Annotated in this window: 13 protein-coding genes; 8 read left to right on the forward strand and 5 right to left on the reverse strand. The window is 52.7% G+C overall.

The window, feature by feature from the left end:
* Positions 1-185 precede the first annotated feature (185 nt).
* Positions 186-449 carry a GrxA family glutaredoxin gene (locus OGY07_RS17375; RefSeq protein ID WP_042284966.1) on the forward strand — a complete coding sequence of 88 codons (264 nt, stop codon included), beginning with the start codon at positions 186-188 and terminating at the stop codon, positions 447-449.
* 47 nt (positions 450-496) lie between these two features.
* Here the strand turns inward: OGY07_RS17375 and OGY07_RS17380 are convergent, their stop codons facing one another.
* Positions 497-874 (reverse strand): inner membrane protein YbjM, encoded by a 378-nt coding sequence (locus OGY07_RS17380; protein WP_042284968.1) that lies wholly within the window; start codon positions 872-874, stop codon positions 497-499.
* Between the two features lie 268 nt (positions 875-1,142).
* Here OGY07_RS17380 and OGY07_RS17385 point away from each other — a divergent pair, with 268 nt between their 5' ends.
* On the forward strand, positions 1,143-2,828 hold the full coding sequence (locus OGY07_RS17385) for an aspartate:alanine antiporter (RefSeq protein WP_042284971.1): 1,686 nt from the start codon (positions 1,143-1,145) through the stop codon (positions 2,826-2,828).
* A 61-nt stretch (positions 2,829-2,889) separates the two neighbouring features.
* Here the strand turns inward: OGY07_RS17385 and OGY07_RS17390 are convergent, their stop codons facing one another.
* Positions 2,890-3,261: a protein kinase family protein gene (locus OGY07_RS17390; protein ID WP_286602006.1), complete on the reverse strand. Its 372-nt coding sequence runs from the start codon at positions 3,259-3,261 to the stop codon at positions 2,890-2,892.
* A gap of 125 nt (positions 3,262-3,386) precedes the next feature.
* On the opposite strand from OGY07_RS17390, the gene OGY07_RS17395 reads away from it, so the two are divergent.
* Positions 3,387-4,178 carry a DUF6216 family protein gene (locus OGY07_RS17395; RefSeq protein ID WP_286602008.1) on the forward strand — a complete coding sequence of 264 codons (792 nt, stop codon included), beginning with the start codon at positions 3,387-3,389 and terminating at the stop codon, positions 4,176-4,178.
* Between the two features lie 176 nt (positions 4,179-4,354).
* Here OGY07_RS17395 and OGY07_RS17400 read toward each other — a convergent pair whose 3' ends face one another.
* Positions 4,355-4,897 carry a TetR/AcrR family transcriptional regulator gene (locus tag OGY07_RS17400; RefSeq protein WP_286602011.1) on the reverse strand — a complete coding sequence of 181 codons (543 nt, stop codon included), beginning with the start codon at positions 4,895-4,897 and terminating at the stop codon, positions 4,355-4,357.
* Between the two features lie 85 nt (positions 4,898-4,982).
* Between OGY07_RS17400 and OGY07_RS17405 the strand changes: the two genes are divergently transcribed.
* Both OGY07_RS17405 and OGY07_RS17410 read left to right on the forward strand, forming a co-directional pair.
* Positions 4,983-6,191 (forward strand): MFS transporter, encoded by a 1,209-nt coding sequence (locus tag OGY07_RS17405; RefSeq protein ID WP_286602013.1) that lies wholly within the window; start codon positions 4,983-4,985, stop codon positions 6,189-6,191.
* Positions 6,192-7,004 carry a Cof-type HAD-IIB family hydrolase gene (locus OGY07_RS17410; protein ID WP_286602015.1) on the forward strand — a complete coding sequence of 271 codons (813 nt, stop codon included), beginning with the start codon at positions 6,192-6,194 and terminating at the stop codon, positions 7,002-7,004.
* 93 nt (positions 7,005-7,097) lie between these two features.
* Here OGY07_RS17410 and OGY07_RS17415 read toward each other — a convergent pair whose 3' ends face one another.
* The gene (locus OGY07_RS17415; RefSeq protein WP_286602017.1) at positions 7,098-8,330 is read right to left on the reverse strand and encodes an MFS transporter; all 1,233 of its coding nucleotides are present in this window, start codon (positions 8,328-8,330) and stop codon (positions 7,098-7,100) included.
* A 298-nt stretch (positions 8,331-8,628) separates the two neighbouring features.
* On the opposite strand from OGY07_RS17415, the gene ybjG reads away from it, so the two are divergent.
* Both ybjG and deoR read left to right on the forward strand, forming a co-directional pair.
* Positions 8,629-9,237, forward strand: coding sequence for an undecaprenyl-diphosphate phosphatase (gene ybjG / locus OGY07_RS17420; protein WP_286602019.1), 609 nt, complete (start codon positions 8,629-8,631; stop codon positions 9,235-9,237).
* A gap of 71 nt (positions 9,238-9,308) precedes the next feature.
* Positions 9,309-10,067 (forward strand): DNA-binding transcriptional repressor DeoR, encoded by a 759-nt coding sequence (deoR, locus tag OGY07_RS17425; RefSeq protein ID WP_042284989.1) that lies wholly within the window; start codon positions 9,309-9,311, stop codon positions 10,065-10,067.
* A gap of 39 nt (positions 10,068-10,106) precedes the next feature.
* On the opposite strand, the gene dacC is transcribed toward deoR, so the two are convergent.
* The gene (gene dacC, locus OGY07_RS17430; RefSeq protein ID WP_286602021.1) at positions 10,107-11,309 is read right to left on the reverse strand and encodes a serine-type D-Ala-D-Ala carboxypeptidase; all 1,203 of its coding nucleotides are present in this window, start codon (positions 11,307-11,309) and stop codon (positions 10,107-10,109) included.
* 248 nt (positions 11,310-11,557) lie between these two features.
* Here dacC and OGY07_RS17435 point away from each other — a divergent pair, with 248 nt between their 5' ends.
* The gene (locus OGY07_RS17435; RefSeq protein ID WP_042284991.1) at positions 11,558-12,184 is read left to right on the forward strand and encodes a glutathione S-transferase family protein; all 627 of its coding nucleotides are present in this window, start codon (positions 11,558-11,560) and stop codon (positions 12,182-12,184) included.
* The last annotated feature ends 7 nt before the right edge of the window (positions 12,185-12,191 follow it).

A 12,191-nucleotide genomic window follows, 5' to 3' on the forward strand; every position in this document is an offset into this window, starting at 1 on the left:
TTTTTCTCTGTCTGAGCGGAAAGAATCAGTGTAGACGGCACAGTGTAAAGCGTTCAGCTTTCATCTGCTTAACAGATATAGCTTAAAGATATTAGAGTAAAAGGCGCAACCTACTGTTCAAGCTGAACGAATCACGGCATCATAACCGCCATTCGCCGTCAGGCTCAGAGTTGAAGGAGAAACATATGTTTACCGTAATTTTTGGTCGCCCGGGTTGCCCATACTGCGTACGTGCGAAAGAGTTGGCAGAAAAACTGAGCAATGAGCGCGAAGATTTTAACTATCGCTACATCGACATTCACGCCGAAGGCATCACCAAAGCGGATCTGGAAAAAACGGTCGGTAAACCGGTGGAAACCGTACCGCAGATTTTCGTCGATCAGAAACACATCGGCGGCTGCACTGATTTCGAAGCCTGGGCAAAAGAGAATCTGAACCTGTTCGCCTGACAGGTTTGCCCGCGCGGATCCATGTCAAACGCCCTCATCCGAGGGCGTTACTGTTTTTTACGCTGACGCGGCCTGAACAGGCTGCTGATGAATAAGAAACATAAGGCGCCCAGCGCGCACCAGAACACGGCGCTGAATAACCACGCCAACTCCTGCCAAAGCGAACGGGTGGGGGTAAAAAAGAGGCGCATAAGCACCAGACAACAAGGCGCTGCAAGCATCGCACCGAGCAGAGGTTTGATTACCTCCCGACGATGAGAGCAAAAACTGGCAACAGCACCTGGTAGCGTAAAAAACAACAGCCCAATTTCAGGATGCCCGGCTGCCCGAAATGCCCCCTTCATGTTCATCGTCAGAAACACGCAGACGACCACAAAGAGCACAAAACAGCAGACCGCGCCTGCCCAACCTTGTTTATGTTTCAATCGTTTCTCCTGACACTGTCTCTATCGAACACACTTTTCGCCAGTGGCGTCCAGTCAGATAAAGCCGATCAGCAATCCATGCCAAATTACGCCCATACGATTCTTATAGCCGTTGATACGTAATGAGATTAAACTAGCCAAATATATTGTTGTGCTGCTTATATTTGGGCGACGAATATGACACTGCCGCCCTTATTAGATAGCAAAAACAGTAGCGTAAATTATCATTTCTTTCAACAGCTTACTGGTAAACAAGAAGTTAGCCTCCGTGAATATAAACGTCGCCGATTTGTTAAATGGGAATTACATCCTGTTATTATTTGTCGTACTGGCGCTTGGCCTGTGTCTCGGTAAATTGCGCCTGGGTTCCGTCCAACTGGGTAATTCCATTGGCGTTTTAGTGGTCTCTCTATTATTAGGGCAGCAGCATTTCAGCATTAACACCGATGCCCTGAACCTGGGTTTCATGCTGTTTATTTTCTGCGTCGGCGTTGAGGCGGGGCCTAACTTTTTTTCCATTTTTTTTCGCGACGGGAAAAACTACCTGATGCTGGCCCTGGTGATGGTCGGCAGCGCGCTGCTGATCGCCTTAGGGCTGGGTAAGCTGTTTGGCTGGGATATCGGCCTGACGGCGGGTATGCTGGCTGGCTCAATGACCTCCACCCCCGTGCTGGTCGGCGCGGGCGATACGCTGCGGCATTTCGGCATGGAGAGCGCAGAGCTGTCCCGCGCGCTCGATAACCTCAGTCTGGGTTATGCATTGACCTACCTTATCGGTCTGGTCAGTCTGATCGTCGGCGCGCGCTACCTGCCTAAACTCCAGCATCAGGATCTGCAAACCAGCGCCCAGCAGATCGCCCGTGAGCGGGGACTGGATACCGATACCAACCGCAAAGTCTACCTGCCGGTTATTCGCGCTTACCGCGTCGGCCCCGAACTGGTGGCGTGGACGGACGGGAAAAACTTGCGCGAGCTGGGCATTTATCGCCAGACCGGTTGTTATATCGAGCGTATTCGCCGTAACGGCATACTCGCTAACCCGGACGGTGACGCGGTCCTGCAAATGGGCGATGAAATCGCGCTGGTGGGCTATCCGGATGCGCACGCCCGGCTCGATCCGAGCTTTCGTAATGGGAAAGAAGTTTTTGACCGCGATCTGCTCGACATGCGTATTGTCACCGAAGAAATTGTCGTGAAAAACCACAATGCCGTCGGTCGTCGCCTCGCTCAGTTGAAGCTCACCGACCATGGCTGCTTCCTTAACCGCGTGATCCGTTCGCAAATTGAAATGCCGATTGACGACAACGTGGTGCTTAACAAAGGCGATGTTTTGCAGGTTAGCGGCGATGCCCGTCGCGTAAAAACGATTGCCGATCGCATTGGCTTTATCTCCATTCATAGCCAGGTAACCGATCTGCTCGCCTTCTGCGCCTTTTTTATTATTGGTCTGATGATCGGCATGATCACCTTCCAGTTCAGTAATTTTAGCTTTGGCATCGGTAACGCGGCCGGTCTGCTGTTCGCCGGGATCATGCTTGGCTTTCTTCGCGCCAACCATCCCACATTCGGCTATATCCCACAGGGCGCGCTGAATATGGTGAAAGAGTTCGGTCTGATGGTCTTCATGGCTGGCGTGGGCCTGAGCGCGGGTAGCGGTATCGGCAACGGTCTGGGAGCGATTGGCGGTCAGATGCTGGTAGCCGGGCTTATCGTCAGCCTGGTCCCGGTCATCATTTGCTTCCTGTTTGGCGCCTATGTCCTGCGCATGAACCGCGCGCTACTGTTTGGCGCGATGATGGGCGCACGTACCTGCGCGCCAGCAATGGAAATCATCAGCGATACCGCACGCAGTAACATTCCGGCGCTGGGCTACGCGGGCACCTATGCTATCGCGAACGTACTGCTCACACTGGCGGGGACGCTTATCATCATTATCTGGCCTGGCTTAGGATAAAACTGAAGTTACGCCTTAAGTGAAAATTTTTTGCAAATGCGCAGAACTTTTCTTAAAGGCGTCAGTCATAACTAGTGCCACTGCTTTTCTTTGATGTCCCCAATTTGTGGAGCCCATCAACCCCGCCGTTTCGGTTCAAGGTTGATGGGTTTTTTGTTGCCTGGGATGTTGTTGTCTTCAAATCAATGAACGTTGTTAACTTTCTTTCTATGGGTGACGGCAGCAAGACCGGTGAAGAAAACAGGCTGGCGATAGAATGCATGAACACCCGATCGTTTTCCTGACCGCCCTTCCCGCGTCTGACCCCATCTACATACCCGCCGCTCGCAGCATCCAACCTATAAACCCTATTGGTTTTTGCCATGCGCCGCCCGTTTTTCTGGCCCACACCGATGACAGAACCAGGACAGATAAAATTTGTGAAAAGGTGCATAACCCCGCTCCGCTGCATATCCATATGAAATAATTACAACAGCTAATCAATTCATAAGCTCTTGAAAATTATGCTCTGGATGGTACAAATTGATTGAAGGATAAAAACAACCCTCTGGAGATTTTATGAGTTCTGTTAGTTCTGCCCCTCTTAACATATTCAATGCCGAATTTTTAAGCTCACCTGCGGCAACAGCCGCTGCATGGATTTCTATCATCGGCGCAGTCATTCTTATATGCAAATTAATAGGTGCACTTTTTCAATACAGAAAATCACATAACGAGATATTAAAAAAATCTGGTGTCCCCGCATTTATACTAAACGTATTCTTTATAACCATCCCCTTAAAAAATTTACCTGCCCCTGGTTGGCCAGAGAAAATAATCACAATCGCGTTTTCATTTATTTTCATACTTGCAGTTTACTTTTTCATGCCTGCACTTATTCAAACTTATAAGACCCCACCCGATACGGCATTACTTTACTGGAAAAAAACTGGCGAAGCATTTTACATATCAAAAAAAATGGCGACATCAGCGACAATATTCGCTCCTGCAAACTGGACTATTTCTGCTGATGACTGCTTACAAAAATCACCAACCAGCACCAGGCAATACAATGCACTTACGATCGAAAACAAAGAAAATTTATGCAGCCTGTTAACCACGCAAGAAGGAATAAATTATATCGAAAAATCCATAAAAAAATTTAATAAAGATAAGTTTTTCATGTACTCTTTTGTTCCTCTGACAATGTTTGTTTTATTATGGTTGCCATTGGGGTTTATGCTAACAATACACTATTCCAGGAAAGTCAGAAAGTACATTTTGAATGAGCAAAAAAAAGCAATCCATTGTGCCCATGGTGAATTTAAGACAGAGGGTATCTATGCTATATATCAAGAGTTAGATCGTTAGACGTTTTGCTAATACCCGACACTCTTTACTCTGCATAATGCTTTTTTGCCTCTTGCGACTAAAGCATTTATGCAGATCCGAATGGTCACGATAACTATGGAGCCCCATTTTCCGTGGAGTGGTAATAAAGTGTTTTTATAACTTAAAACTCCAGCCAGCGATCCCTTCCGACATGCTTACACTATTCCCGCTATGCGCTTCACCATTAGCAGGATCTCCTCCCGCGACAGGGGCGTGCGGTCGGTCACGAAGTGCAGCGTCATCCCTTCAATAAACGCGTCCAGCGCGCGGGCAGTGCCGGGGGGAAACCACTGTTCCAGCGTACGCTGGCTGCGCTGCATCCAGTTTTGCATCACCGTTTTTAATGCCGGTTTACGGCTGGCGAAGGCGTAAAGCTGGTACATCAACGCCATGTTTTCCGGCGTGGTGACCTGCGAACAGTGGATCATACCGGTAATAGCCAGACAGGCGCCCTGCGCGTCGCTCACGTCGGCAAAGAAGGCCTGATACTGCTCAGACATGGTATCGGTAAACTGACTCAATGCCTCAGTGAGCAGCTCATCGATACCCGAAAAATAGTAGGTTAACGATCCCAGCGGAACACCGGCAATCGCCGCGATTTTGCGATGCGTGACGGCGTGAATGCCGTGCTCTTTTACCGCCTCAAGCGTGGCCGTAATAATTTTCTCTCGCCGCTGTGGGTCATTAGCACGTCGCACATTTTTTCCTCAGAACGGGTTTATGTACAAATGTACACTTTATTGCTAATGTTGTCTCCTGTCCTTCATTAACGATGTGAACTTAATGACTGCCCTTTCCTCACGTAAAGCCCTGCAACGCCGAACCTGGGCGCTGTTTATGTTCTTCTTTTTGCCCGGCCTGCTGATGGCTTCCTGGGCGACGCGTACGCCAGCGATTCGCGACACGCTCTCCGTCTCAACGGCGGAAATGGGCGCCGTCCTGTTTGGTTTGTCCATTGGTTCAATGAGCGGCATCCTTTGTTCGGCCTGGCTGGTGAAACGATTTGGCACCCGCAACGTGATCCGCACCACTATGTCCTGCGCGGTGTTGGGAATGTTAGTGCTGTGTCTCGCGTTAGGGTTCGCCTCGCCGCTGCTGTTTGCGCTGGGATTAGGCGTGTTCGGCGCCAGTTTTGGATCGGCGGAAGTGGCGATTAACATCGAAGGCGCGGCGGTTGAACGTGAGATGAATAAGACCGTGTTGCCAATGATGCACGGGTTTTACAGCCTTGGAACGCTGGCTGGCGCAGGCGTGGGGATGTTTTTAACCGCTTTTGGCGTGGTGGCCACCACGCACATATTACTGGCCTCTCTGGTGGCCATCGCCCCGATTTTTATTGCTATTCGGGCAATTCCGGACGGCACGGGCAAAAACGCCAGCGACGGTTCAACGCCTCAGGCAAAAGGTGTTCCCTTCTGGCGTGATATGCAACTGCTGCTTATCGGCGTCGTGGTGCTGGCAATGGCCTTTGCCGAAGGTTCCGCGAATGACTGGCTACCGCTGCTGATGGTTGACGGCCACGGCTTCAGTCCGACGTCCGGCTCGTTGATTTACGCTGGCTTTACCCTCGGCATGACCGTCGGACGCTTTGCCGGCGGCTGGTTTATCGATCGCTACAGTCGCGTGGCGGTTGTTCGTGCCAGCGCGCTGATGGGCGCGCTCGGCATCGGGCTGATCATTTTTGTCGACAGCGCCTGGGTGGCGGGCGTTTCGGTCATATTGTGGGGACTCGGCGCATCGCTGGGCTTCCCGTTGACCATCTCTGCCGCCAGCGATACGGGTCCGGACGCGCCAACCCGCGTCAGCGTTGTGGCAACGACGGGTTATCTGGCGTTCCTGGTTGGACCGCCGTTGTTAGGCTATCTCGGTGAGCACTACGGACTGCGCAGCGCCATGCTGGTGGTGCTGGCGCTGGTGCTACTGGCGGCAATCGTGGCGAGAGCGGTCGCCAAACCGGAATCAACAACGCAAACTGCGACGGAGAAGGGATAAATGGCTATTAAGTTAATTGCTGTGGATATGGACGGCACCTTTCTGAGCGATCGGAAAACCTATAACCGCGAACGCTTTCTGAGACAGTACGCGCAGATGAAAGCACGAGGGATTCGTTTCGTGGTCGCCAGCGGCAACCAGTATTACCAGCTTATCTCTTTCTTTCCAGAGATAGCCAATGAGATTGCCTTCGTCGCGGAAAATGGCGGCTGGGTGGTCAGTGAAGGTGAAGATGTTTTTAATGGCGAACTGCCGAAAGCGGCGTTTAGCGCCATCGTTGATCATCTGCTGACCCGGCGCGATGTCGACATTATCGCCTGCGGAAAAAGCAGCGCCTATACCCTGAGAACCTATAGCGATGCGATGAAAACGATGGCTGGTATGTACTATCACCGACTCGAATTCGTTGACAGCTTCGACAATATTAACGATGTGTTTTTCAAATTCGGCCTGAATATTTCAGATGACAAAATCCCGCAGGTCCAGCGCGCGCTGCATGAGGCTATCGGCGATATTATGGTGCCGGTCCACACCGGCTACGGCAGTATCGATTTGATCATCCCGGGCGTACACAAAGCCAACGGTTTGCGGTTGCTACAGCAGCGCTGGGGCATTGACGACAGCGAAGTGGTGGCCTTCGGCGATGGCGGTAATGATATTGAAATGCTGCGCCAGGCAGGCTTTAGCTTTGCGATGGAACATGCGGGGAAAGGGGTGGCCGCCGCGGCGAAATACCGCGCGGGTTCGAATAACGAGGAAGGTGTGCTGGATATTATTGATAAGGTGTTAAACAACGAAGCGCCGTTTCATTAAGATCTGATGAAAGCCTGATGGCAACGCTTTGCGTCTTACAGCCTGTCAATTTTTGCTCTCCAGGCCAGCGCAACGCCATCAGGCATCATGGCGTTATCCTTCCCGGGTGTTCCCGACCCGTTTATCTTTCAGGAAGATTGCCATCAGCAGCAGCCACAGAATACCGTTAGTGAGGTTAAACAGGCTGAACAATCCGTTTCCACCGCTCAGATAAGCATATTTGCTGACCTCTATGCCGACGGTAAAAATGAGCATTTGCAACATCCCCATCGCCGCGGAAACAGTGCCCTTGCTCATGTCGCTGGCAAACAGGGTCAAACGTACCAGCCCGGCATTCGCCAGACCAATACCAAACGCATAGACGCTCAGCCCGGCGGTCATCCACAAATAAGCATGGGATGAAACCACCGTTGCCGCCGCGGCAAGAATCAGCCCCAGCACAATCGGCCAGCCGCCCATGATAATCAGCGAACGCACCGTGCGGCGGGAAGTCAGACGCGCCAGCACCAGATTTCCGGCAATCAGAGCGCCGAAAATCGGCACCTGCAGCAGGCCATATTGATAACTGCTGAGCTGTTCACCGCTGATAATGATAATCGGCGACTGCGCAATCCAGGCCAGCAGCGGCAAACTGACAAATCCGAGCGCCAGCGCGCCAGCGACAAAGCGCCCGTTCTTCATGACCTGCTGGTAATCACGTCCGAGCGCCTTTAACGAAAGCGGCTCGCCGATGCGCGTCGCCGTTTCAGGCATCGCCCGTTGCAGTCCAAAAAACGCCATCGCCGCCAGTACGGCAAACAGCACAAACATCCCTTCCCACGGCAGAACGTGCACCCAGGCCGCGCCCACCAGCGGACCTAATAGCGGCGCGATCAGCGCGACGTTGGCCATTAACGCGGTGATCTTGATACACACCGCTTCCTCAAACGACTCCTGTATCGCCGCATAACCTACCGCACCAATGAAACATAAACTGATGCCCTGCAAAAAACGCAGCAGGGTGAACTGTTCGATCGTTTGCGCCAGCAGCGTGGCGAGACAGGTGACAATAAACCATACCACGCCAGCTAACATGACCGGCCGACGGCCAATACGGTCCGACAGCGGCCCTAACAACCACTGCAGAAACATGCCGCCCGCCAGGTAGGCGGTCATGGATGTCGGTACCCAGTCAATCCCCGCATGATACTGCGCCACCACCGCCAGCATGCCGGGTTGGATCATATCGTTACCGATATAGGTTGAGAATTCGTAGAGCACCAGACAGAGGGGGAAAAGCAGCGCCTGACGTCCAAGCCGGGCACCTTGTTGTAAACGGTTTTGCATGCAATCTCATCGCCAGTTAAAAATCGCGCAAAGTGTAATGAAACTGCGCCACCGGAGATAGTGAATTATGCGCAGCGAAAGTAAATTGCGCACATTTTTACCGTCTCATCTCTACCGCCCCCTTGGTTTAAGGTCAGTCTACGTTAGCGGCTTTATCATGAGCGATTAACAGGCGTTAATGTCTTAAAAACACCTCATTTAACAGGTGAATAGGACAATGCCGCTTTACCCGTGGGATCGCCAATTTTATTCTCGTTCCTGCACAGGTTATTACGTCAACGCACTGAGTCTGGAAGTTATGCTGGAAAATATAAACTATTGGTTGTTCTCGTTAATTAACGCTACGCCGGACTCGGCGTCCTGGATGATTTCCCTCGCTATCTTTATCGCAAAAGATCTGATCGGTATCGTGCCCCTCGCCGCCGTAGCGCTCTGGCTTTGGGGGCCGCGCGGCCAGGTTTGCGCCCAGCGCCAACTGATTGTCAAAATGACGCTGGCGCTGGCGGTAAGCCTGTTGGTCTCCTGGCTGATGGGGCACCTGTTCCCCCACGAGCGCCCGTTTGCGGAAGGCGTGGGCTACCACTATCTTCCCCATGCGGCGGACGACTCTTATCCAAGCGATCACGGAACGGTCATTTTTACCTTTGCGCTGGCGTTTCTTTTCTGGCATCGCCTGTGGTCCGGCGTCATCCTGATGGTGCTGGCGCTCACCATCGCATGGTCCCGCATTTATCTCGGCGTTCACTGGCCGCTTGATATGCTCGGCGGACTGCTGGCGGGGATGATTGGCTGTCTGAACGCGCAGATGATCTGGCAAAAATACGGCGCGGCTCTGTATCGCGGGCTGCAAAATGCCTATCGGTTCTGCTTTGCCCTGCCCATTCGCAAAGGCTGGGTGCGTGACTAAACCGGGGGAAAAAGAGTAATATTAAGCACTCTGCTATCAGCAGCGTGCTTATTTATTCGTCCAGGGGAATTATGGAAACTCGTCGCGATGAGCGTATTGGTCAACTGCTGCAGGCACTGAAACGCAGCGATAAACTTCATCTCAAGGAAGCCGCGACCCTGCTGGGCGTTTCTGAAATGACAATTCGTCGCGACCTGAATAGCCGTAGCGCGCCGGTCGTGCTGCTGGGCGGCTATATTGTGCTGGAGCCCCGCAGCGCCAGCCATTACCTGTTAAGCGATCAAAAGTCTCGCCTGGTCGAAGAAAAGCGGCGTGCGGCGCACCTGGCGGCAGAGCTGGTTCAGCCTCATCAAACGCTGTTTTTTGACTGCGGCACCACCACGCCGTGGATCATCGAAGCGATCGATAACGACACACCGTTCACCGCGGTCTGTTATTCACTGAATACCTTTCTCGCGCTGCAGGAAAAACCGCTGTGCCGCGCCATCCTTTGCGGCGGTGAATTTCATGCCAGCAACGCCATTTTCAAGCCGCTTGACGCGCAGGAAACGTTGAACAATATCTGTCCGGACATTGCCTTTTATTCCGCCGCAGGGGTACATATCAGCAAAGGCGCGACCTGTTTTAACCTGGAAGAATTACCGGTGAAGCACTGGGCGATGTCGATGGCGCAGCGTCATGTCCTGGTGGTGGATCACAGTAAATTCGGCAAAGTGCGCCCGGCGCGAATGGGCGATCTGAAACGCTTTGACGCAATAGTCAGCGACCGCTGTCCCGACGATGAATTTATCCACTTCGCCAAAGCGCAGCGGATTAAGGTGATGTACTAAATCAGGCCGGAGACGGCGTTTCTCCGGCCTTCTGGCGTTTTAAGAGAACCAACTGCCAAACCACTGGTGGAACTTCATCATCACGAAATCCCACATCCGGCTAAAGAAGCCGCCCTCTTCGACGTTTTCCATGACCATCAACGGACGTTGTTCAATGGATTTCCCGTTAAGCTGGAAGTCGATGGTGCCGACAACCTGACCTTTTTTCAGGGGCGCGGTGAGCTGCGGTTCATTCAGGGTAAAACTGGCCTTCAGGTTTTTCAGCTGTCCGCGCGGAATGGTCACCGACCCGGCTTCACCAGCGCCCAGGTTGACTTCACTCTTGTCGCCAAACCAGACGCGCTGGGTGACGAAAGTGGCGTCTGGTTTGATCGGCGTCACGGTCTCAAAGAAGCGGAAGCCCCAGGTCAACAGTTTTTCCGATTCGTTAAAGCGGATGCGATCGGTTTTGGTCCCCAACACCACCGAGATCAGGCGCATATCGCCCTGGGTTGCCGATGCCACCAGGTTATACCCCGCGCCCGCCGTGGTACCTGTTTTCATACCATCAACGTTGAGACTGGTACTCCACAGCAGACGGTTACGGTTAGGCTGGCGGATGTTATTAAAGGTAAACTCTTTTTCTTTATGGATGGCGTACTCTTCCGGCACATCGTGGATCAACGCTTTGCCAAGCAGCGCCATGTCGCGCGCGGTACTGAACTGGCCCGGCGCATCCAGCCCGTGAACTGTCTGGAACGTGGTGTTGGTCAGCCCCAACTTTTTCGCATAAGCATTCATCAGACCGATAAACGATTCCTGGCTGCCGGCGACATAGTCCGCCAGGGCAATACAGGCGTCGTTGCCGGACTGGATGATCACCCCTTTATTCAGGTCAGATACCGCCACCTGATCGCCAGGCTTAAGAAACATGACCGACGAGCCGCGCAGCGCCGGGTTACCGGTCGCCCATGCGTCTTTACCAATGGTCACCATATCGGTCAACTTAATTTTACCCGCTTTCAGCGCCTGCCCGACAACGTAGCTGGTCATGATTTTCGTCAGGCTCGCCGGGTCCAGCTTCTCGTCAGCGTTACCTTCCGCCAGCACTTTACCACTGGCGTAATCCATTAAAATCCACGCGCGCGCATCCACGGCAGGCGCGGCAATGGTCTGTTCCGCCGCCATTGCGGTTGGCGCGAAAAGGAATAACAGGGCTGAACCCGCTGCGATATTACGGAGGGAAGAAGATAAATACGTCATAAATGCCACCCGAGTATCCATTCAAAAAAATATACGTCATACCACCGTATAATAAGTGCGGTGAGTAATAACGCACTAAGAAGCGTAAGGGAACCGTAAGTTGGTAAAGTTTTTAAAGTTTATGCAATAACGCCCCGTCACGCTGCAACCGGGGCGTTTTTTTTGCAGACTGTTGCGTAAATGTTAGGTTTATCTCACCATGGAAGACGAACGCAGCCCGGAGGCTGTCCATTTTGTGAGGGGTAATTATGATTACGCTGTGGGGTCGCAATAACTCAACCAACGTCAAGAAAGTGTTATGGACGCTCGAAGAACTGGAATTACCGTTTAGCCATATCCTGGCGGGAGGCCAGTTTGGTGTGAATCAGGATCCCGATTATCTGGCGATGAATCCGAACGGGCTGGTGCCTCTGTTGCGTGACGATGAAACGGATCTTGTGCTTTGGGAATCCAACGCAATCGTGCGTTATCTGGCGGCGCAGTATGGACAGAAACGCCTGTGGGTCGATGCGCCTGCGCGCCGCGCTGAGGGTGAAAAATGGATGGACTGGGCGAACCAGACGCTCAGCCCGGCGCATCGCGTGGTGCTGATGGGCCTGGTGCGCACCCCACCGGAGCAGCGCGACCAGGCCGTAATTGATGCCGGCGCCAAACGCTGTGATGAGCTGTTTGCGATTCTTGATGCAGAACTGGCGAATCACACCTGGTTTTCGGGAAATGCGTTCGGCCTGGGCGACATCGCCATCGCGCCGTTCGTCTATAACCTGTTTAACGTCGGCCTGACCTGGACCCCGCGCCCGCACCTCGAACGCTGGTATCAGCAGCTTGCCGAACGCCCGGCGTTTCGTAAAACGGTGATGATCCCGGTGAGTTAATGCGCGC

The sequence above is a fragment of the Citrobacter sp. Cs237 genome, assembly GCF_030332325.1.
Classification (GTDB): domain Bacteria; phylum Pseudomonadota; class Gammaproteobacteria; order Enterobacterales; family Enterobacteriaceae; genus Citrobacter_A; species Citrobacter_A sedlakii.